The organism is Nocardioides nematodiphilus (genome assembly GCF_020216525.1).
In the GTDB taxonomy this organism is placed as follows: Bacteria; Actinomycetota; Actinomycetes; order Propionibacteriales; family Nocardioidaceae; genus Nocardioides; species Nocardioides nematodiphilus.
The window spans coordinates 180,827-202,185 of record NZ_JAIWOY010000008.1; the positions used below are offsets into that span (position 1 = coordinate 180,827).

The window sequence follows — 21,359 nt, forward strand, 5'->3', positions numbered from 1 at the left end:
CCCCAGCCTTGTGAGAGCGCGATCAGAAATCGGTGGTGCACGATCCCGAAACGATGGTGGTGTTAGCACCACTGCGGACACACCCGCCGAAGGCAAAGATGGGAAGGTGACCCTCGTGACCTTGCCGATGCCGGTCGAGCCGGCACCCCGCGCGCCGACCGCGCGGTCGGCCTCCCGTCTGCGGATGACCGGATACGCAGCGCTGCAGGTCCTGCTGTTCGTGCCGACGCTGCTCGCCTTCGTCCTCTGCGCGGTCGGCGGCGCGCTCAGCCTGGTCGTGCTGGGCCTCCCCCTGCTCGCGATCGGGATGCCGCTGCTGCGCTGGACCGCGCAGCGGCACCGCGTGATGGCGGCTCGCTGCCTCGGTATCGAGGTGCCACCGGGCCCGCGCCGGACCCCTCCGGGCGAGCCTCTGTACGGCCGACTGATGCTGTGGGCCCGCGATCCGATGACGTGGCGCGAGCTCGCTTGGGCGCTGGCCTCGATCACCATCGGCTTCACCGTGTCGCTCGCCTTCCTGGTGCTCTTCCTCGGCATCGTCACCGGCCTGGTCTGGTGGTACGGCACCGAGCCGATCATGCGGGGCCGGGCACGGCTCGACCTCATGTTCCTGGCGTACGGCCGCACCGAGCGCCTCGAGCAGCGGGTGGCGGAGCTGACCGAGACCCGCGCGGACGTCGTCGACCATGCCGCCGCCGAGCTGCGCCGGATCGAGCGTGACCTGCACGACGGCGCCCAGGCCCGGCTGGTGGCCCTCTCGATGAGCCTCGGCCTGGCCGAGGAGGCGTTCGCGACCGATCCCGAGCGGGCCCGGGCCCTGGTGAACGATGCCCGTACTACCACCTCCGCTGCGCTGACCGACCTGCGCAACGTGGTCCGCGGCATCCACCCGCCGGTGCTCGCCGACCGCGGCCTGGCCGGCGCCGTCCAGGCGCTCGCCCTGGATCTCCCCCTCCCGGTCGAGGTCGAGGCGAGCCTCCCGGGCCGGCCGCCGGCACCGGTGGAGTCGGCGCTCTACTTCACGATCGCGGAGTGCCTGGCGAACATCGGCAAGCACTCCGGAGCGGGCAACGCGTGGGTGTTGATGAGGCACCGCGACGGCATCCTGCAGGCGATCGTCGGCGATGACGGCGCGGGTGGCGCCGATCCGGGCGCCGGAACCGGCATGCTAGGCGTGATGCGCCGGCTGGCGGCCTTCGACGGGACGATGACCGTGGCCAGCCCTGTCGGCGGCCCGACGATCGTCACCCTGGAGGTTCCGTGCGCCTTGTCCTCGCCGAAGACAGCGCCCTCCTCCGTGTCGGACTGACCCAGCTGCTGGAGAGCCGGGGCTTCGAGATCCTGCACGCGGTCGACAACGCAGCGGCGCTCGACGAGGCGCTCGCCGATCCCGCCGCCGAGGCGGCCGTGCTCGACGTACGGATGCCACCGACCTTCACCGACGAGGGCCTGCGGGCGGCGATCACCGCCCGCGAGGCGCGTCCGGGCTTCCCGGTGATGGTGCTGTCGCAGTACGTCGAAGCGCTCTACGCCCGTGAGCTGTTCGCCTCCGGCACCGGCGCGGTCGGCTACCTGCTGAAGGACCGGGTCTCCGACGTCGCCGAGTTCGCCGAGGGGGTGCGCCGGGTCGCCTCCGGCGGCACCGTGCTCGACCCCGAGGTGGTCGCCGCCGTCATGGCGCGCCGCCACGAGGAGCCCTTGGAGCGGCTGACACCGCGCGAGCGGGAGGTGCTGGCCCAGATGGCCGAGGGCCGCTCCAACGCCGCGATCGCGCAGCGGATGGTCGTCACCGAGAAGGCGGTCGCCAAGCACATCAACGCGATCTTCACCAAGCTCGACCTGCCTGTCGACGAGGACGACCACCGCCGCGTACGGGCGGTGCTCGCCTGGCTCCGGGTCTGATCGACCCGCTCAGGTCAAGCGTCGATCTGCGCCGCGTCGCCGCTGTTCTCCTCGGCGTGCCGGCGGTTGTGGCGCAGCGAGCTGACCAGCGCGGCCAGGATGAAGCCGACGCCGATCAGGCCGGTGACGACCTCGGGCACCTCGTGCTCGACGCTGATCAGCAGCAGGAAGGCCAGCGCGCCGATCGCCCAGTGCGCGCCGTGCTCGAGGAAGACGAGCTCGGACAGGGTGCCCTGGCGCACCAGCATCACGGTCAGCGAACGGACGTAGAGGGCGCCGATGCCGAGACCGAGCGCGATCGTGATCGGGTCGGTGGTGATCGCGAAGGCACCGATGACGCCGTCGAAGGAGAAGCTGGCGTCGAGGACCTGCAGGTACATGAACAGCCAGAACGCCGCCTTGCCGGTGGCGAGCATGACCGTCCCCGTGCCGTCGTCCTCGACACCCTGCTCGAAGCGGTTCGCCGCCTGGCTGACCAGGACGTACGTGGCCAGGCCGACGGCGCCGGCGCCGAGCACCTCGCCGGTGTGGCGGTCGTAGACCAGCGCGAAGACGCCGACCACGAGCAGGGCGATCAGGATGCTGGCGAAGCGCAGCAGGGCGGCCCGGGCGATGCCCCTCTCGATGCGGAGCCAGTGCAGCTCCTTGTCCTGGTCGATCAGGAAGTCGAGGAAGATCATCAGCAGGAAGACGCCACCGAAGGCCGCGATCAGCGGATGGGCGTCGTGCAGGAGGTAGGAGTAGCTGCCGGGGTCGTGCTGATCGCCGCGCTCGAGCGCGAGCTGCCAGGCCTTCCACGGCGAGATCTGTGCGGTCGCGCCGACGATGAGCAGCGGGAAGACCAGCCGCATGCCGAAGACGGCGATGACCATGCCCACGGTCAGGAAGAGCTTCTGCCAGAAGGCCGACATCCGCTCCAGGACACGGGCGTTGACCACGGCGTTGTCGAAGGAGAGCGAGACCTCCAGGACCACCAGGATCGCGGTGATGAGCAGCGCGCTCGGCCCACCGTAGATCAGGGCGGCGATGAGTCCGACGACGGTGAGGGCGAAGGACCACCCGAAGGTGCGCAGCAACATGCGCACACCCTAACCGGGGCCAAGTGAGGCGACCCTAACCGCGGCACAGGTGGGGGTCAGGTTGTGTGCAGGATCTCCCGCGTCTGCACGACGTCGTCCCGGATCTGCTCGATCAGCGGTTCGACACCGGTGTAGGCGACCATGCCGCGCAGGTGCTCGACGAAGGCGACCTCGACCTCGATGCCGTACAGGTCGAGGTCGGTCCGGTCGAGCACGTACGACTCGATCCGGCGGCCGACGACGCCCTCGAAGGTGGGGTTGGTGCCGACACTGATCGCGGCCGGGAGGCGCTCCCCCGCATGAGCGCCCTCGCGCGGGGTGAGCCAGCCGGCGTAGACGCCGTCCGGCGGGATCGCGCAGGCGCCGGAGGCCGGCACGTTCGCGGTCGGGAAGCCCAGCTCGCGGCCGCGCTGGTCGCCCTTCACCACGGTGCCCCGCACGGCGTACGGACGGCCGAGGGCCTCGGCCGCACCGGCGACGTCGCCCGAGGCGATGCAGGTGCGGACGTAGGTGGACGACCAGACCTGCGGACCACCGTCGAGCGGGATGCCCTCGACCTCGAAGTCATGTCCCGAGCCGAAGTCGCCCAGGCATGCCACGTCGCCGGCCGCCCGGCAGCCGTAGCGGAAGTTGGCGCCGACCACGACCACGGCGGCATGGAGGGAGTCGACGAGGACGCGCTCGGCGAACTCGTCGGGTGTCCAGTCGGCCATCTCGCGGTCGAACGGCAGCGCGAGCACGGCATCGGCGCCGGCCGCGGCGAGCAGGTCGGCCCGCTGCTCCAGCGTCGAGAGCATCACCGGGGCGTGCTCGGGACGCAGCACCGCCATCGGATGCGGCTCGAACGTGACGGCCACCAGGATCCGGCCGTCGGCGAGCTCGCGCCCACGGCGTACGACGTGCTGGTGACCGAGGTGGACCCCATCGAAGTTGCCGATCACGACGGCGGTACGACCCAGGTCGTCTGGGACCTCGGAGAGGCCTCGCCACAGCTTCACCACGAGCGTCACCCTAGACGACCGAGCGAGCGACAGTGCGAGCGAGGTAGGAGTTCAGGCACCGTCCACGTCGCGACCACGTGCGCGACGAGGCGAGCCGGGCACGAGCTCGTGTCGGCCGCGAGCACGGGAGCCGGCAGTGAAGCGGCCCGCGGAGGAGGCAGCGCACAGAGCGCGCCGCCCCCGGTCAGACGAAGACGGCGACCGGCTTGGCGAGCGCCGAGCCGATCGGCTCGTAGAGCGCGAGGAACTCGCCGTCGGGCGCGAAGACCGCGGACAGGACCTCGACGGAGATGGCCAGCTTGCGACCGACCCGGACGTCAGCGGCCTGCTGCTCGTCGAGCTCGACGACCGGGAAGGCCCGGCGAGCCGCCTCGGCGATCGGCAGGACCTGGAAGTCCTCGCCGAGCTCGTCGAGGGTGTGCGCGACGTCGAGGCCGTACGGACCGACGGCGGTGCGCCGCAGGGCGGTCAGGTGGCCGCCGACACCGAGCGCCGCGCCGACGTCGCGGGCGATGGCCCGGATGTAGGTGCCGCTCGAGCACCGGACCGAGATGTCGACGTCGATGAACAGCTCGCCGCCCGGGCCTCCGGGGTCGCGGCGGAGCCGGCGGACGGTCAGCTCGTGCACCGTCACGGGTCGAGCCTTGAGCTCGACCTCCTCGCCCTCGCGGACGCGCTGGTACGCGCGCTTGCCGTCGACCTTGATCGCACTGACCGCGCTCGGCACCTGCAGCAGCGCGCCGACCTGCTCGGCGAACGCGGCCCGGATCTGGTCCTCGTCGAGGGACGCGGTGCTCCAGTGGCCGACGAACTCGCCGTCGGCGTCGTCGGTGGTGGTGGTCATGCCGAGACGGACCGTGGCGTCGTACGCCTTCTCCGTCAGCATCAGGTGCCCGAGGAGGCGGGTGGCGCGCTCGATCCCGATGATCAGCACCCCGGTCGCCATCGGGTCCAAGGTGCCGGCGTGGCCGACCTTGCGGGTGCCGGCGAGGCGGCGGACGCGCGCGACGACGTCGTGCGACGTCATCGCGCCGGCCTTGTCGACCACGACCAGGCCCGATGGAACGGTGGGCCTGGGCTCAGCCGGCATCAGTCCTCGTCCTCATCCCAGACGACGTCGTCCTCGTCGAGGTCGTCGCCCTCCTCGCGGGGCTTCTTGTACGGGTCCTCGCCGCCGGCGAACTCCGTGCCGCGCGCGGCGGCGACGGCGTCGTCCTGCGCCTTGGCACGGGCCAGCACCTCATCGAGGTGGCGCGCCGTCTCCGGCAACGCGTCATGGATGAAGTCGATCGTCGGCGCATGGCGCATGCCGAGCTGCTTGGCGACCTCGGAGCGGATCAGGCCCTTGGCCGACTCGAGCGCAGCGGCGGTCTCGGCGAGCTCGGCCGGGGTGTCGGCGCCGAGCACGGTGTAGAAGACCGTGGCCTGCTGGGCGTCACCGGTGAGACGGACGTCGGTGACGGTGGTGAAGCCGAGACGCGGGTCCTTGATCCGGCGCTCCAGCATCTGGGCGACGATGACCTTGATCCGGTCGGCGATCTTGCGAACGCGCGGGCTGCTCATGTTGCTCACTCTCTCAAATACCGAGTCGGCGCGCCCCAGAGGGACGCGCCGACTCGCTGACGGCTATCAGCCGCGCGGGATCTCGACCATCTCGTACGACTCGATGACGTCGCCTTCCTTGATGCCACCGTAGCCACGGAGCACCGCACCACACTCGAAGCCGGCGCGCACCTCGGTGACGTCGTCCTTCTCGCGCTTGAGCGAGGCCAGCGTGAGCTCCTCGACCACCGTGACGTTGTTCCGCAGCAGACGCGCCTTGGCGTTGCGGCGGATGACGCCGTCGGTGACGTAGCAACCGGCGATGGTGCCTTCCTTGTTGTCGACCTTCGACGACTTGAAGATGGCACGGATCTCGGCGCGACCCAGGGACCGCTCCTCGAACTCCGGCTTGAGCATGCCCTTGAGCGCGGCCTCGATCTCCTCGATGGCCTGGTAGATGACCGTGTAGTAACGGATCTCCACGCCCTCCTTGTCGGCCATCTCGGTCGCCTTGCCCTGCGGGCGGACGTTGAAGCCGATGATGATCGCGTCGGAGGCGGCGGCCAGGTCGACGTTGGTCTCGGTGATCGCACCGACGCCGCGGTCGATGACCCGGATGGAGACCTCGTCGCCACCCACGTCGATCTTCGACAGGGCGTCCTCGAGGGCCTCGACCGAGCCGGACACGTCGCCCTTGAGGATGAGGTTGAGCTCCTGGCTCTCGCCCTTCTCCATGGAGGCCATGAAGTCCTCGAGGGTGCGGCGGACGCGACGCTTGGCCTGCATGGCCGCACGCTCGCGCGCCTCGCGCTTCTCGGCGATCTGGCGGGCCATCCGGTCATCCTCGACGACCAGGAAGTTCTGGCCGGCGCCGGGGACGGCGGAGAGACCGAGCACCATCGCGGGACGCGCAGGCGACGCCTCGGTGAGCTCGTTGCCGAACTCGTCGAGCATCGCACGGACACGACCGAAGGCCGGGCCGGCGACGATCGAGTCGCCGACACGCAGGGTGCCGCGCTGGACGAGGACCGTGGCGACCGGACCGCGACCGCGGTCGAGGTGCGCCTCGATGACCATGCCCTGAGCGTCCTGGGTCGGGTTGGCCCGCAGGTCGAGCGAGGCGTCGGCGGTGAGGACGACGGCCTCGAGCAGCTTGTCGAGGTTGAGGTTCGACTTGGCCGAGACGTCGACGAACATGGCGTCGCCGCCGTACTCCTCGGGCACCAGGCCGTACTCGGTCAGCTGGCCACGGACCTTGGTCGGGTCGGCGTCCGGCTTGTCGATCTTGTTGACCGCGACCACAATCGGGACGCCGGCGGCCTTGGCGTGGTTGAGCGCCTCGACCGTCTGCGGCATGACACCGTCGTCGGCCGCGACCACCAGGATCGCGATGTCGGAGGACTGCGAACCGCGGGCACGCATGGCGGTGAACGCCTCGTGACCAGGGGTGTCGATGAAGGTGATCCGACGCTCTTCGCCGCCCACCTCGGTCGTCACCTGGTACGCACCGATGTGCTGGGTGATGCCACCGGCCTCGCCCGCCACCACGTTCGCGCTGCGCAGCGCGTCGAGGAGCTTGGTCTTACCGTGGTCGACGTGACCCATGACGGTCACGACCGGCGGACGGACGACCCACTCGGCCTCGTCACCCTCGTCACCGAACTCGATGTCGTAGGTTGCGAGCAGCTCGCGGTCCTCGTCCTCCGGAGAGACGATCTCGACGACGTAGTTGAGCTCCTCGCCGAGCAGCTCGAAGGTCTCGTCACCGACGGACTGCGTAGCCGTCACCATCTCGCCGAGGCTGAACAGCATCTGGACGAGCTGAGCGGCGTCGACGTTGATGCGCTCGGCGAAATCGGTCAGCGAGGCGCCACGCGGCAGACGAACGGTCTCGCCGTTGCCCTTGCGGACGCGGATGCCGCCGATCGTCGGGGCCTCCATGGCCTCGAACTCCATGCGACGGGCGCGCTTCGACTTCCGTCCACGACGCGACGGGCCACCGGCGCGACCGAACGCACCCTGGGTGGAGCCACGCTGGCCGGGACGACCGGCGCCGCCACCGCCACCGGGACGACCCGGGGCGCCACCGCCACCGGGAGCACCGGCGCCGCCACCAGCGGGAGCGCCGAAGCGACCGCCGCCGGCACCGCCGCCGGGACGACCAGCGCCGCCGGGACCGGGACGACCGGCACCGCCGGGACCACCCGGACGGCCCGGAGCACCGGGACGACCGGCGGGACCGCCGGGACGGGCGCCGAACGCGGCCGGGGACTTCGGCATCATCGCCGGGTTGGGACGCGGCATGCCCGGACGGGCGCCAGCGGCGCCACCGTCACGCGCAGCCGGCGGACGCGGCGGACGCTGGTCGCCGGGCGTACCGGCCGGACCCGGCGCGGCCGCGCCACCCTCGGGGCGCGGAGCCGGGGCGGGCTTGCGGCCCATGCCCTGGCTGGAGGAGAACGGGTTGTTGCCCGGGCGGGGGGTGCCGCCGGGCTTGCCCACCGGACGCGGACCCGGGGCCGGAGCCTTCGGGCCCGGAGCCTTCGGGGTGGCAGGAGCCGGAGCCGCAGCAGCCGCCGGGGCCGCCGGAGCGGACTCGGCCGGCTTCTCCGCCTGGGGGGCCGGGGTCGCGGCCGGGGCGGGAGCAGCAGGCTCCTCCGCGACCGGGGCCTTCGGGGCCGGCTTCGGACCGGGGCGCGGGCCCGACGGGCGCACGGCAGCAGCCGCGGGGGCCTCAGCCGCCGGGGCCGCAGGAGCGGACTCGGCAGGCTTCTCGGTCGTGGGGGCGGCCTTGGCAGCCGGCGCCGCCGGCTTCTCGGCGGCCTTGTCGGACGCCGCACCGGCGCCGAGCTCGGCGCCGTAGGTCGCCTCGAACTTCTTCACCGCGGGCAGCTCGATGCTGGACGAGGCGGTCTTTGCGAACTCACCGATAGCGCTCAGCTTCTCCAGCGCATCCTTGCTGGTGATGCCGTACTGCTTGGCGAGTTCGGAAACTCGGGTCTTAGCCACTTCTCTCCTTGTGATGCGGCCGCAGACCCGGCGTTTCCGGGGTGACTGCGACCTTAGGGGTGGGACACGCTCATCGCGAAGTACTCATCGAGTGCTCATGAGCTGTTGCTCCAGTTCCTGGTCGTATCCATCGGGTTGATCGAGTCGAGGTAGGTCCTCACCGCAGCCGCACTGAGCCCGCCCTCGCACCGCAGTGCTCGGCCGAACGCCCTTCGTCGGACCGCGAGGTCAAAGCACTCGGTCGTGGGGTGCAGGTGCGCTCCACGACCGGGCGCGGTGCCCGCAGGATCAGGGACGACGGCCGGCTGGCCGTCGACGAGACCCGCGGTCACCCGCAACAACTCGCTTCTTGCGGCCCGCCCGCGACAGCCGACACAGGTCCGGACGGGTCCGGTCAGCGTCGAATCATCAGGGTGTGCCACTGCTCATCATCCTACCGGTTAGGGCCGGTCCTTATCGAACCGGCACCTCGTCGGCCGGGGCCGGGCGCTTCGCACCCGGCCTCCGCGCCGTGGGCCTCAGGCCTCCGGCTGCTCCTCGTCACTGCGAATGTCGATGCGCCAGCCGGTCAGCCGGGCAGCGAGGCGGGCGTTCTGGCCCTCCTTGCCGATCGCCAGCGAGAGCTGGTAGTCCGGCACGACGACACGGGCCGACTTGGTGGCCTCGTCGACGATCTCGACCGAGGTCACCCGGGCCGGCGACAGCGCGCTGGCGACCATCTTGGCCGGGTCCTCGGACCAGTCGACGATGTCGATCTTCTCGCCGTGCAGCTCGGCCATCACCTGGCGCACGCGCTGGCCCATCGGGCCGATGCAGGCGCCCTTGGCGTTCACGCCCGGGGCGGTCGCCTTCACCGCGATCTTCGTACGGTGACCGGCCTCGCGAGCGATCGCGGCGATCTCGACGGTGCCGTCGGCGATCTCGGGGACCTCGAACGCGAAGAGCTTCTTCACCAGCGTCGGGTGGCTGCGCGACAGCGTGATCTGCGGTCCGCGCATCCCCTTGCGGACGCTCATCACCAGGCACTTGATCCGGGTGCCGTGCTCGTACTTCTCGCCGGGGACGCGCTCGCTGACCGGAAGGGAGGCCTCGATCTTGCCGAGGTCGACCAGCACGTCGTCGGGGTTGCGGCCCTGCTGGATGACGCCCGAGATGATGTCGCCCTCCTTGCCGGAGAACTCACCGAACTTGATCTCGTCCTCGGCGTCGCGCAGGCGCTGCAGCACGATCTGGCGCGCGGTGGTCGCCGCGATCCGGCCGAAGCCGTCCGGGGTGTCCTCGTACTCGCCGATCTGCTTGCCCTCGTCGTCGAGCTCCGCGGCGAGCACGCGTACGTGCCCGCTCTTGCGGTCGAGCTCGACGCGCGCCTTGGGGTTGGCGCCCGGGGTCTTGTGGTAGGCGGTCAGCAGGCCCTGCTCGATCGCCTCGACGAGCACGTCGAAGGAGATCTCCCGCTCCCGCTCCAGGGATCGCAGGATGCTCAGGTCGATGTCCATCAGGCCTCTTCCGCCTCGTCGTCGCGCGTCTCGTCGTCGCGCCTCTTCTTGAATTCGATCTGCACCAGGGCCTTCTCGATGTCGGTGTAGCGGATCGACCGCTCCTCACCGTCGATCTCGAGAGTCACCTGCTCCTCATCCGAGGCACCGATGCGGCCGGTGACCGCACCGCCCTCGACGAGGCTCACCTTGACCAGCCGGTCGGCGTTGCGGCGCCAGTGGCGCGGCAGGGTCAGCGGCCGGTCCACACCGCGCGAGGTGACCTCGAGCGTGTACGGCAGCTGGCCCATCACGTCGGACGTCTCGTCATCGAGGATGTCGTTGATCGCCCGGGTCGCGTCGGCGACGTCGTCGAGCGTGATCCCACCGTCCTTGTCGACCGCGATCCGCAGCACGCGGCGCTTGCCCGCCGGGGTCAGCTCGATCGCCTCGATGTCGAAGCCCAGGTCTCGCAGCGGCTGTGCGATGGCGTCGTCGATACGTGCTTCGGTAGCGCCGGGTCCGGCCATAGGACGTCCCTCCTGGATCCAGTTGTGGGGTGCAGTTGTGGGCCTCACCTTAGCGGGTCACCGGCGCTGAACCGATATGGTCGGCGCCGTGACGCGCCCGACTCCAGACCCTGCTACGGGCGCCTCCCGCCGGGCCGCGCTGCGGCTGGTCGCGCTGGCTCCGGTGGCGGTCGCGCTGGCAGCCTGCTCGAGCTCCGCAGTCGACCGGCTGGAGGCCCCGCGCAGCACTCCCCCGGCGCCCCCGAACCCCGACCAGCCGGCCGTCGACGCCGTCATCGGCGCCACCACGGGACTGCTGTCGGCCCTGCGGCCGCTCCGGGACACGGACCCGGCCTTCGCCGACCTCATCACACTCCACACCTCACATCTCGCCCGACTCGGATCCGCATCGACGCCCGTCGCCGCGGCTGCGCCGGACCTGGGCGGCTCCCGCGCCCAGGTGCGGTCGCACGAGGCCGCGCTCGCCACCCTGTACGCCGAGCACGCCGGCACCGTCGAGAGCGGCCCGCTGGCGCGACTGCTGGCCGCGATGAGCGCTGCGATCTCCCAGCGGGTCGCCGGCTTGGAGGCCTGATGAGCACGCCGATCTCCACGCTGCGCACCGGTCTGGTCGCGGAGCACGCGGCCGTCTACCTGCTGGGCGTGCTCGCGAGCCGCACCGCGCCGGGCGCCCTGGCCGATGCCCTGGCCGACTCCTACACCGCCCACCGCGCCGTCCGCGATGCGCTGATCGAGCGGCTCAGCGCGCTCGGCGACGCCACGCCGCCGGGTGCCGCGCCGGCGTACGACCTCCCGGCCGGTCTCGGCACCGACTCGGGCGTACGGGCCGCTGCGCTGGCGATCGAGCAGCGCGCCTGCTCGGGCTACGGCGACCAGGTCGCCGCGACCACCGGCGCCGATCGCGTGGCCGCCATCGGCTGGCTCGGCGCCGCCGCGGTCCGACAGCTCTCCTTCGGCGGCTCCCCCGCCGAGCTGCCCGGCCTCTAGGCACGTCGTCGGGTCAGGGGCGCATCGTCCCGGTCTCGACGTAGCGCTCGTGCCAGCCGAGCGCCTCGGTGAGCAGGTGCGGCGTGTGCTGGGAGTTGGGCCGCGCCGCCCGCGCCCGGGCCACGTAGTCGGTCAGTGCCTCCCGGTAGTCGGGATGGGCGCAGTGCGCGATGATCCGCTCCGCGCGGGCGCTCGGCGAGAGGCCGCGCAGATCGGCCAGGCCCTGCTCGGTGATGAGGACGTGCACGTCGTGCTCGGTGTGGTCGACGTGGCTGGCGAACGGCACGATCGAGGAGATCGCGCCGGACTTCGCGGTGGACGGGCTCACGAAGAAGTTCAGGAAGGCGTTGCGGGCGAAGTCTCCGGAGCCGCCGATGCCGTTCATGATCGCCGAGCCCATCAGATGGGTGCTGTTGACGTTGCCGTAGATGTCGGCCTCGATCATCCCGTTGATCGCGACGATGCCCAGGCGCCGGACCACCTCGGGATGGTTGGAGATCTCCTCGGAACGCAGCAGGATCCGGCCCTTGTAGGTGTCGACGTTCTCCATGAAGCGCTTCACGCCCGCCGGTGACAGCCCGAAGCTGGTCGCCGACACACCGGTGACCTTGCCGGCATCGAGCAGGTCGAGGAGCCCGTCCTGGATCACCTCGGTGTAGGAGGTCATCCCCTCGAACTCCGCGTCCAGCAGGCCCGCCATCACCGCGTTGGCGACGTTGCCGACACCGGACTGCAGCGGCAGCAGGCTCGCCGGCATCCGCCCGGCACGGACCTCGTGACGCAGGAAGTCGACCAGCAGGTCGGCCATCGCGCGCGAGTCCTCGTCGACCGGCTTGAGGGGGCTGTTGCGATCAGGGGCGTCGGTCTCGACGACGGCGACCACCTTCGCCGGGTCGACGCGCAGGTACGGGTCGCCGATGCGCTGCATCGGGTGGACCATCTGGACAGGGCGCCGGTCGGGCGGCAGCGCGGTGCCGTTGTAGATGTCGTGGAAGCCCTCGAGCCCGCGCGGCTGCCAGCTGTTGACCTCGAGGATCACCTTGTCGGCCCGGTCGAGCCAGGTCTTGTTGTTGCCGACGCTGGAGCCCGGCACCAGCAGACCGTTGGGCAGGATGGCGGCGACCTCGACGACGGCGACGTCCAGCGGTCCGTAGAAGCCGAACCACATGTGCTGGGCGCTGTGCGACAGGTGCGCGTCGACGTACTCGACCTCACCTGAGTTGATCAGCCGGCGCAGGTCGGGATCGGAGTTGTACGGAAGCCGCTTGGAGAGCCCGTGCACCTCGGCGAGCAGACCGTCGACCTCGGGCGCCGTCGAGGCGCCGGACCACAACTGGATCCGGAACTCCTCGCCGGCGGCGTGCGCGACACGCATCTGCTCGGCCAGTGCCTGCGGCACCGCCTTGGGATAGCCGGCGCCGGTGAAGCCGCTGATCCCGACCCGGTGGCCGGGCCGGATGTGCCGGGCGGCCTCCTGCGCGGAGACCACCTTCGTCGACAGGGTCGGGCAGGTGATCCGCGCAGAGGCCATCTCGTTCAGCCCTCGTACTCGTCGCCACGCACCAGCGCGACGATGTGCGCCACCGCGTCAGGCAGCGAGACGTCCTGCTTCTCCCCGGTCGCGCGATCCTTGACCTCCACCAGGCCGTCGGCCAGGCCGCGGCCGACCGCGACGATCGTCGGGACGCCGATCAGCTCGGCGTCCTTGAACTTCACGCCGGGGCTGACCTTGCCCTCGCGGTCGTCGAACAGGACGTCGATCCCGGCGGCGACGAGCTCGTCGACCAGGCTCCGGGCACCCTCGAAGAGGGCAGCGTCCTTGCCGGCGACGACCACGTGGACGTCGTAGGGGGCGATGTTGCGCGGCCAGCACAGGCCGATCTCGTCGAGCGTGCCCTCGGCGATCGCGGCCACGGCGCGGGTGACACCGATGCCGTACGAGCCCATCGTGACCGTCTGGAGCTTGCCGTTGGGATCGAGGACCTGCAGGCCGAGCGCGTCGGCGTACTTCTTGCCGAGCTGGAACACGTGGCCCATCTCGATGCCCTTGGCGGTCTCAAGCACGCCCTCGGCGCAGTTGGGGCACAGGTCCCCGTCGCGCACGTCGGCGGCCTCGATGGTGCCGTCGGGCGTGAAGTCGCGACCGACGACCAGGTCGAGGACGTGCTTGCCGGCCTCGTTGGCGCCGGTCACCCAGGCGGTGCCCGCGACGACGCGCGGGTCGACGACGTACCGGATGCCGGTGGCGGACTCCTCGCCGAGGACCTCCGGGCCGATGTAGCCCTTGATGAGCCCAGCGTGCTTCTGGAACTCGGCCTCGCTCATCGGGGCGACCTCGATCGGCTCCAGCTGACCCTCGAGCCGCTTGGTGTCGACCTCGCGATCGCCCGGCAGGCCGATCGCGAGGGGCTCGGTGGTGCCGTCGGGGTGGGTGAGCGTGACGAGCACGTTCTTGAGCGTGTCGGCCGCGGTCCACGGGCGGTCGGCGCGCGGGTGCTTCTCGTTGAGCAGCGCCACCAGCGAGTCGATGGTGGGGGTGTCGGGGGTGTCCTCGACGTGCTTGGCAGGCAGGCCCTCGGTGGACCGGGCCGCGGGGGCGCGGACGGCGACGGCCTCGACGTTGGCGGCGTAGTCGCAGTGCGTGCAGCGCACGTAGGTGTCCTCGCCGACGTCGGCCTTGGCGAGGAACTCCTCGGACTTGGAGCCGCCCATCGCGCCGGCCGTCGCCTTGACGATCGCGTAGTCGAAGCCGAGCTGGTCGAAGATCCGGACGTACGCGTCGCGGTGCGCCTGGTAGGACGCCTCCAGGCCGGCCTCGTCGATGTCGAACGAGTACGAGTCCTTCATGGTGAACTCGCGACCGCGCAGCAGGCCGGCGCGCGGACGCGCCTCGTCGCGGTACTTGGTCTGGATCTGGTAGAGGCTCAGGGGCAGGTCCTTGTAGGAGCTGTACATGTCCTTGACCAGGAGGGTGAACATCTCCTCGTGGGTCGGGCCCAGGAGGTAGTCGGCGTCCTTGCGGTCCTTGAGGCGGAAGATGCCGTCGCCGTACTCGGTCCAGCGGTTGGTCGCCTCGAACGGCTCGCGCGGCAGCAGCGCGGGGAAGATGACCTCCTGTGCGCCGATCGCGTTCATCTCCTTGCGGATGATGCCCTCGACCTTCGCGCGCACGCGCATGCCCAGCGGCAGCCAGGTGTAGATGCCCGGGGCGGCCCGGCGGATGTAGCCCGCGCGGACGAGGAGCCGGTGGCTCGCGACCTCGGCGTCGGCCGGGTCCTCACGCAGCGTCCGGAGGAAGAGGCTGGACATGCGGCTGAGGTTCCCTGACATGGGCGCAAGGCTATCGGCGGCGACGCGCGACAGGCGAACGGGTTGCGCCTCGGAGTCGGCTTGACGGTCGTCACGGGGCGCGCGAGCGGGGCGAAACGGACTCCGGCCGGCGTCGGCGTGGCCTCGCCTCGGCTCCTGCTACGACGCCGACACCCTCCTCGCGCGGGCCGATGCGCGGAGGTACGAGGTCAGGCGCGCTGAGCGGCCCGCAGCGCGCCACGGATGAGTGGCAGCTGCAGCGGAAGCCGAGCGAAGGCGGCCGCCTTGAGCCCCGCGTTGTCCGACCTGCGCACATCGAGAGCCATCTGGACGTTGCCCGGGAAGACGGCGACCAGGAGCGCGGCGCTCCCGAGGCCCGCCCAGCGCCGGGTCGCGGGATGGGCCAGGGCGGCGGCGCAGATCAGCTCGGCCACGCCGCTGCCCACGATGATCTCGCGGTGCGCAGGCAGCCGGCGCGGCATCAGGGGCTCGAACACCTCCGGCTTGACCAGGTGCACGATCCCACTCACGGTGAAGGCGCCCAACACGATCTTCGCGTCCCACGGAAGGCTCATGCGAGGAACTGTAGAGCCCCGAGTCCTGCCTCCGAGTACACCGAAGTCCAACAGCGCGGCGCCTCTTACGCGGCGCCAGAGGTCCAGCCGAGGACTTCGGTGGATCGCCAGGCGACCACCCGCGCGAGAACTGACCGCACGAACGCAGGGTCGAACATCACGTCCTCCCAGGAGAAGCGGAGGACCACCCATCGATCCGCGACCAACAGGTCGTAGCGGCGAGCGTCGCGCCGCAGCTGGGCGCGACCACCGTGCCACGCGAAGGAATCCGCTTCGATCACCATCCGCAGATCCGCGTCGACCAGGTCCGGCCGCACGGCCGGCTCGACGGAGGTGATCCGACGTTGTGGCTCGACCCTCAGGCGGGGAACGCTGAGACAGATGCTGCGAAGGACGGACTCGAAGGGATTCTCGGCACGCTGATCGGCCGCACGCAGTACGCGGAGCATCCGCGGACGGCCCGGCCCGCGGACCGAGGCGATGAGCTGTCTCACGGCCTCCTGCTCACCGTGCCGAAGGGCCGAGTCAGCGATCGCGAGCGCCTCGTCCTCGGGCAGGTTCCGAACGCACTGGGCCAACGTGAGCTCGCGTGACGTGGCGATGCCGGCTGCGACCTCGTCCCGCTGCCAGGTACCGCGATGCCAGATCGCCTGGGTGGTCAAGGAGTCCGGGATCTTCCTGCCACGGGCGACCAGGATGTGCGGCATCTCGGGCACCTCCTTGACCTCCCACCGGTGGAAGAGCGCGGCGCTGGTGAGGCAAAGCAGACCGCCCACCCGATGGGCGAGCCGACTGGCCGCGTCGAGATCGGGCAGGCCGTAGAGCCGGCTGTTGAGTCGCACCAGGGCGCCACCCGCCACTGCCCGCTCGAACAGCCCGCGACCCAACCGGTCGATGAGAACGCTGCGCCGAGCCAGACCACCACACTGGATGACGGCGTTGAGCATCCGCACCCGCTCGTCCTCGGTCAGGTCAGCCACCTCAGCAGCGTGCCCGAATTCGCGGAAACCCGTCGCCCGTTATCCACAGGCTGCCGCGCGGTACACCGAAGCCCCTCTGACCGGCACCTCCTACGCGGGCGGACCGGGCGCAACGCCACTTCGGTGTACTCAGCGGCAGGTCGGCCGCGGTTCAGAACATCACGGTGGCGAAGGTGGCGGTCTGGCGGAAGCCGACGCGCTCGTACGCCTTCTTGGCTGCGGTGTTCCAGTCGTTCACATACAGCGAGACGGCCGGGGCGATCTCGCGGCGGACGATGTCGGCCACGGCGGCCATCCCTGCGGTCGCGAGGCCCCGGCCGCGTCGCTCGGGGACGACGTAGACGCCCTGGATCTGCGCGGCGTACGGGGAGGCGCAGGCGACCTCGGCCTTGAAGACGACCTGGCCGTCCTCGACGCGGACGAACGACCATCCGCGGCCGATCAGCTGCAGCACCCGGGCCCGGTAGAGGTCTCCCCCGCCGCCGGCCTCGGGCGAGACGCCGACCTCCTCGGTGTACATCGCGACGCAGGCGGGGTAGAGGGTCTCGAAGTCGGCTCGGGTGGAGCGGCGGACCAGCGGATCCGCGTCGACCAGCGGCACGCGATCGAGGACCAGGTGCGGCTGGACCCAGCGCTGCTCACGCGGCCGGCCCCAGGTCGAGGCGACGGTGTCCCACAGCGCGCGCACGGGGGCGGCGGGGCCGACGATCGTCGAGACCGTACGGCCCCGGGCCAGCGCCCGCTCGCCGAAGGCGCGGGCGTCGTCGACGCTCGCGCCGATCGGCACCAGGTTGGCGCCGACGTGGCAGGCCGCAGCCAGGTCGCCACCGACCCAGCGGCCCCACACCTCGCCGCCGAGCCAGCGTGGATCGAGGCTGGTCGTTCGTGCGCGGTGGTCGGCGAAGACGTTGACCACCGGGTCGCGCCCGGTGAGCTCCAGGAACGCGCCCAGGTCGGCCGGACCGAGTGTCCGGATCCCCTGGCGCGTGGTGATCATGCCGCGACTCTAGACGAGCGAGGCACGGGCTCCGGCACGTGGCCGCGTGACGACCAGGCGAGCGCGCGGAGCCTGCATCAGGAGACGCTGACCTCGGCCGACGCGCCCTCGACCGGCTCCATCTCCTCGGCGAGGCGCAGTGCCTCCTCGATGAGCGTCTCCACGATCTTGGACTCCGGCACGGTCTTGATCACCTCGCCGCGGACGAAGATCTGGCCCTTGCCGTTGCCGGAGGCGACACCGAGGTCGGCCTCGCGGGCCTCGCCGGGGCCGTTGACGACGCAGCCCATCACGGCGACCCGCAGCGGGACCTCCATGCCCTCCAGCCCGGCGGTGACCTGCTCGGCGAGCGTGTAGACGTCGACCTGGGCGCGGCCACAGCTCGGGCAGGAGACGATCTCGAGCTTGCGCGGGCGCAGGTTCAGCGACTGCAGGATCTGGATGCCGACCTTGACCTCCTCCACCGGCGGAGCCGACAGGGAGACCCGGATGGTGTCGCCGATGCCCTTGCTCAGCAGCGCACCGAAGGCGGTGGCGGACTTGATCGTGCCCTGGAACGCCGGGCCGGCCTCGGTCACGCCGAGGTGCAGCGGCCAGTCGCCGGCCTCGGCGAGCAGCTCGTAGGCGCGCACCATCACGACCGGGTCGTTGTGCTTCACCGAGATCTTGAAGTCACGGAAGCCGTGCTCCTCGAAGAGGCCCGCCTCCCAGATCGCCGACTCGACGAGCGCCTCGGGGGTCGCCTTGCCGTACTTCTCCAGCAGGCGCTTGTCCAGCGAGCCGGCGTTGACGCCGATCCGGATGGAGGTGCCGTGGTCCTTGGCGGCCGCGGCGATCTCCTTGACCTGATCGTCGAAGGCACGGATGTTGCCGGGGTTGACCCGGACGGCCGCGCAGCCAGCCTCGATGGCGGCGAACACGTACTTGGGCTGGAAGTGGATGTCGGCGATGACCGGGATCTGCGAGTGCTTGGCGATCTCCGGCAGCGCGTCGGCGTCGTCCTGGCTCGGGCAGGCCACGCGCACGATGTCGCAGCCGGCGGCGGTGAGCTCGGCGATCTGCTGGAGCGTGGTGTTGACGTCCGAGGTCAGCGTCGTCGTCATCGACTGCACCGAGATCGGGTGGTCGCTGCCGACGCCGACCTTGCCGACCTGGATCTGGCGGGTCTGGCGGCGCGGCGCGAGGACCGGCGCGGGAAGCTCGGGCATGCCCAGGGAGGTCATGGTCGGGAGGTTATCCATTCAGGTGGTGGAGCGGTCAGTCGGCCGCGATCAGTTGGCGAGCGGGTGGAGCGGGACCACGAGGTCCCCGACGATCAGCACGACGCCCATCACCAGCAGGAGGCCGGCCACGACGTACGCGATCGGGAGCAGCTTGGCGGCGTCGACGTAGCCCGGGTCGGGCCGGCGGCGCAGCCGGGCCAGGCCGCGACGGATCGCCTCCCACAGCGCGGAGGCGATGTGCCCGCCGTCGAGCGGCAGCAGCGGGATGAAGTTGAAGAGTCCGATGAAGAGGTTGAAGCCGGCGACCAGCGAGAGCAGGCCGGCGATCCGATCGGCGATCGGGAAGTCGGTCGCGGAGATCTCCTCGCCCGCGATCCGGCCGCCGCCGACGATGCTGACCGGGCTGTCCGCGGCGCGCTCCTTGACCCCGACGATCGCCTGCGCGACGCCCCATACCCGCGTCGGCAGGTGGACCAGTGCGGTCACGGCGTCCTTCGACATGGTGCCCATCTGCCGCAGGGTGAACCACGGGCCGCCGTGGGTGACCTCGACCCGGGTGGTCGGCGCGACGCCGAGGAAGCCGACCTGGGTGAGCTTCTGGTCGGCACCCGTGCCGGTGGCGTCACCGCTCGGGCGGGCCTCGACGGTGGTGTTGGTCTCCCCCGTCATCGCGGCGCCGTCGCGGTTGAAGCCGATGACGGCGTGGCCGGCGAGGTTGCCGCGGATCAGCTCCCGCAGCTGGTCCCAGTCGCGCACCGCGGTGCCGTTGAAGGACGTGATCTCGTCTCCGGGACGCAGGCCCGCCTGGTACGCGGGCGACGCCGGGTCGCCGGCCTGGCAGGCCCGACCCGACTCCGCGTAGGGAAGGACACACCGGCTGACCGTGTCGACCACGGGCGCACCGGGCTCGGGGACGATCGAGCGCGAGCCGTAGATGCCGAAGAGGCCGAGGAAGATGACGAAGGCGATGAGCAGGTTGACCGTCGGGCCGCCCGCCATCACGATCACCTTCTTCCACCAGGTCAGGCGGTAGAAGAGCCGCGGCTCGTCCTCGGGCCGGATGGTCTCCCACTCGGCCGCGCGGGCATCGGAGATGAGCTGGGTGAACATGCCGGTATTGGACTGGCGGACCTGACCCTCGTGGCCTGCGGCCGCGGGCCCGGGCGGCAGCATGCCGACGATCTTCACGTAGCCGCCGAGCGGGACGCCCTTGACGCCGTACTCGGTCTCGCCCCTGCGCGTCGACCACAGCGTCGGCCCGAAGCCGACGAAGTACTGGGTGACCTTCGCGCCGAACGCCTTCGCCGGGATCATGTGGCCGAGCTCGTGCAGGCCGATCGAGGCGAGGATCGCGGTCACGAAGACGACGACCCCGAGGAGGTAATACAGCGCGGTCACTGGTGTCCGTTCAAGGGAGTTCCGTTAAGTGCAGGGCCGATCAGGCTGGTGGCGGTGGCACGCGCCCACCCGTCGGCGGCGAGGACGTCGTCGACGGTGAGCGTCTCAGACGAGGGTACGTCCGTATGCCTAGTCACGACCTGCTCAACCGTGTCCACGATCTCGGTGAAGCCGATCAGCCCGTCGTGGAAGGCGTCGACGCAGATCTCGTTGGCGGCGTTGTAGACCGCCGGGAAGGTCCCACCGCGCAGGCCCACCTCGCGCGCCAGCCGCACCGCGGGGAACGCCTCGTCGTCGAGCGGCTCGAAGCGCCAGTCCTGCGCTCGGGTCCAGTCGATCGGGGTCTCGGCGTCGGCGACGCGCTCGGGCCAGGCCATCCCCAGCGCGATCGGCACCATCATCGTCGGCAGGCCGAGCTGGGCGACCACGGCGCCGTCGGTGAACTCCACCATCGAGTGGATCAGCTGCTGGGGATGGACCACGACGTCGATCCGGTCGAAGGGGACGTCGAAGAGCAGGTGGGCCTCGATCACCTCGAGGCCCTTGTTGACCAGGGTCGCGGAGTTGGTGGTGATGACGCGACCCATCGCGAAGTTGGGGTGCTTCAGCGCCTGCGCCGGCGTGACGTCGGCGAGCTCGGCGCGCGTCATCCCGCGGAAGGGACCGCCGCTGGCTGTGACGACGAGGCGGCGCACCTCGTCCGTACGCCCGGCCCGGAGCGATTGGGCGATGGCGCTGTGCTCGCTGTCGACCGGCACGATCTGGCCCGGACGCGCCACCCGCTTGACCAGGGGTCCGCCGATGATCAGCGACTCCTTGTTGGCCAGCGCGAGGGTGTTGCCCGCCTCGAGCGCCGCCAGGGTCGGGCGCAGTCCGACGGCGCCGGTGATGCCGTTGAGCACCACGTCGCAGTCGAGCCCGCCGGCCTCGATCGAGGCGTCCTCCCCCAACCCGCTGTACGCCGGTGCGAACTCGGCCACCTGGTGCTCGAAGAGCTCGGGGTGACCGCCTCCCGCCGTCAGCCCGACGACCCGGAAGCGGCCGGGATTGGTCCGCACCAGCTCCAGGGCCTGGGTCCCGATGGAGCCGGTCGAACCGAGGATCACGACGTCACGCACGCGCCCATCCTCCCAGCCCTGGACCCCGCACCCACGCCGTCATATCGTTTGTGCCCAAACATTTATCCACCGGATGGCCGGATCCGTCGCCGGAGAGCCTTCCAGCCCCTGATCCCGTCGCCGTAGGGTGGGAAGCAGTCCGGATACCTCAGAACTGGAGATCCCGTGAGCACGCAGACGCCGTCGTACCAGGTCACCGATCCCGCCACCGGCGAGGTCCGCGAGACGTTCCCG

General features: G+C 70.9%; 20 protein-coding genes. 4 read left to right on the forward strand and 16 right to left on the reverse strand.

Translation table 11 applies throughout. The features are described from left to right. The first annotated feature begins 184 nt into the window (after positions 1 to 184). On the forward strand, positions 185 to 1,309 hold the full coding sequence (locus KSO98_RS14190) for a sensor histidine kinase (RefSeq protein ID WP_225286300.1): 1,125 nt from the start codon (positions 185 to 187) through the stop codon (positions 1,307 to 1,309). Further along, a complete protein-coding gene (locus KSO98_RS14195; protein ID WP_225286301.1) occupies positions 1,261 to 1,902 on the forward strand; it encodes a LuxR C-terminal-related transcriptional regulator in 642 nt (213 codons plus the stop codon). The genes KSO98_RS14190 and KSO98_RS14195 overlap by 49 nt, the downstream gene beginning before the upstream one ends. Positions 1,903 to 1,916: 14 nt before the next feature. Here the strand turns inward: KSO98_RS14195 and KSO98_RS14200 are convergent, their stop codons facing one another. The 8 genes from KSO98_RS14200 to rimP form a co-directional block, all read right to left on the reverse strand. Then, the gene (locus KSO98_RS14200) at positions 1,917 to 2,981 is read right to left on the reverse strand and encodes a DUF475 domain-containing protein (protein WP_225286302.1); all 1,065 of its coding nucleotides are present in this window, start codon (positions 2,979 to 2,981) and stop codon (positions 1,917 to 1,919) included. 56 nt (positions 2,982 to 3,037) lie between these two features. After that, the gene (locus KSO98_RS14205; RefSeq protein ID WP_225286322.1) at positions 3,038 to 3,979 is read right to left on the reverse strand and encodes a bifunctional riboflavin kinase/FAD synthetase; all 942 of its coding nucleotides are present in this window, start codon (positions 3,977 to 3,979) and stop codon (positions 3,038 to 3,040) included. A 187-nt stretch (positions 3,980 to 4,166) separates the two neighbouring features. Continuing rightward, positions 4,167 to 5,072, reverse strand: a complete 906-nt coding sequence (gene truB, locus KSO98_RS14210; RefSeq protein ID WP_225286304.1) for a tRNA pseudouridine(55) synthase TruB — start codon at positions 5,070 to 5,072, stop codon at positions 4,167 to 4,169. Further along, complete coding sequence (gene rbfA, locus KSO98_RS14215) at positions 5,072 to 5,545, reverse strand: 30S ribosome-binding factor RbfA (RefSeq protein ID WP_225286305.1); 474 nt, start codon at positions 5,543 to 5,545, stop codon at positions 5,072 to 5,074. Before rbfA ends, truB begins: the two co-directional genes overlap by 1 nt. Before the next feature lie 66 nt (positions 5,546 to 5,611). Next, on the reverse strand, positions 5,612 to 8,533 hold the full coding sequence (gene infB, locus KSO98_RS14220) for a translation initiation factor IF-2 (protein ID WP_225286306.1): 2,922 nt from the start codon (positions 8,531 to 8,533) through the stop codon (positions 5,612 to 5,614). Between the two features lie 95 nt (positions 8,534 to 8,628). After that, positions 8,629 to 8,955, reverse strand: a complete 327-nt coding sequence (locus KSO98_RS14225) for a YlxR family protein (RefSeq protein ID WP_225286307.1) — start codon at positions 8,953 to 8,955, stop codon at positions 8,629 to 8,631. A 96-nt stretch (positions 8,956 to 9,051) separates the two neighbouring features. Next, complete coding sequence (gene nusA, locus KSO98_RS14230; RefSeq protein WP_225286308.1) at positions 9,052 to 10,029, reverse strand: transcription termination factor NusA; 978 nt, start codon at positions 10,027 to 10,029, stop codon at positions 9,052 to 9,054. Continuing rightward, complete coding sequence (gene rimP / locus KSO98_RS14235) at positions 10,029 to 10,538, reverse strand: ribosome maturation factor RimP (protein ID WP_225286309.1); 510 nt, start codon at positions 10,536 to 10,538, stop codon at positions 10,029 to 10,031. The genes nusA and rimP overlap by 1 nt, the downstream gene beginning before the upstream one ends. 88 nt (positions 10,539 to 10,626) lie before the next feature. On the opposite strand from rimP, the gene KSO98_RS14240 reads away from it, so the two are divergent. Together KSO98_RS14240 and KSO98_RS14245 are read left to right on the forward strand one after the other, a co-directional pair. After that, positions 10,627 to 11,112, forward strand: coding sequence for a hypothetical protein (locus tag KSO98_RS14240; protein WP_225286310.1), 486 nt, complete (start codon positions 10,627 to 10,629; stop codon positions 11,110 to 11,112). Next, the gene (locus tag KSO98_RS14245) at positions 11,112 to 11,525 is read left to right on the forward strand and encodes a DUF4439 domain-containing protein (RefSeq protein WP_225286311.1); all 414 of its coding nucleotides are present in this window, start codon (positions 11,112 to 11,114) and stop codon (positions 11,523 to 11,525) included. Before KSO98_RS14240 ends, KSO98_RS14245 begins: the two co-directional genes overlap by 1 nt. A gap of 13 nt (positions 11,526 to 11,538) precedes the next feature. Here KSO98_RS14245 and scpC read toward each other — a convergent pair whose 3' ends face one another. The 8 genes from scpC to dxr all read right to left on the reverse strand — a co-directional run bounded on the left by scpC (position 11,539) and on the right by dxr (position 21,125). Beyond that, positions 11,539 to 13,056: a succinyl-CoA:acetate CoA-transferase ScpC gene (gene scpC / locus KSO98_RS14250; RefSeq protein ID WP_225286312.1), complete on the reverse strand. Its 1,518-nt coding sequence runs from the start codon at positions 13,054 to 13,056 to the stop codon at positions 11,539 to 11,541. 5 nt (positions 13,057 to 13,061) lie between these two features. Continuing rightward, entirely contained in the window at positions 13,062 to 14,834 is a 1,773-nt protein-coding gene (locus KSO98_RS14255; protein ID WP_263642779.1) for a proline--tRNA ligase, read from the reverse strand. Between the two features lie 209 nt (positions 14,835 to 15,043). After that, a complete protein-coding gene (locus KSO98_RS14260; protein ID WP_225286314.1) occupies positions 15,044 to 15,409 on the reverse strand; it encodes a DoxX family protein in 366 nt (121 codons plus the stop codon). Between the two features lie 65 nt (positions 15,410 to 15,474). Continuing rightward, positions 15,475 to 16,389, reverse strand: a complete 915-nt coding sequence (locus KSO98_RS14265; RefSeq protein ID WP_225286316.1) for an endonuclease domain-containing protein — start codon at positions 16,387 to 16,389, stop codon at positions 15,475 to 15,477. A 151-nt stretch (positions 16,390 to 16,540) separates the two neighbouring features. After that, positions 16,541 to 17,386, reverse strand: a complete 846-nt coding sequence (locus KSO98_RS14270) for a GNAT family N-acetyltransferase (protein WP_225286317.1) — start codon at positions 17,384 to 17,386, stop codon at positions 16,541 to 16,543. 77 nt (positions 17,387 to 17,463) lie between these two features. Beyond that, complete coding sequence (ispG, locus tag KSO98_RS14275) at positions 17,464 to 18,609, reverse strand: flavodoxin-dependent (E)-4-hydroxy-3-methylbut-2-enyl-diphosphate synthase (RefSeq protein ID WP_225286318.1); 1,146 nt, start codon at positions 18,607 to 18,609, stop codon at positions 17,464 to 17,466. A gap of 48 nt (positions 18,610 to 18,657) precedes the next feature. After that, positions 18,658 to 20,007: a M50 family metallopeptidase gene (locus KSO98_RS14280; protein WP_225286319.1), complete on the reverse strand. Its 1,350-nt coding sequence runs from the start codon at positions 20,005 to 20,007 to the stop codon at positions 18,658 to 18,660. After that, complete coding sequence (gene dxr / locus KSO98_RS14285) at positions 20,004 to 21,125, reverse strand: 1-deoxy-D-xylulose-5-phosphate reductoisomerase (protein ID WP_225286320.1); 1,122 nt, start codon at positions 21,123 to 21,125, stop codon at positions 20,004 to 20,006. The genes KSO98_RS14280 and dxr overlap by 4 nt, the downstream gene beginning before the upstream one ends. Positions 21,126 to 21,359: the final 234 nt, after the last annotated feature.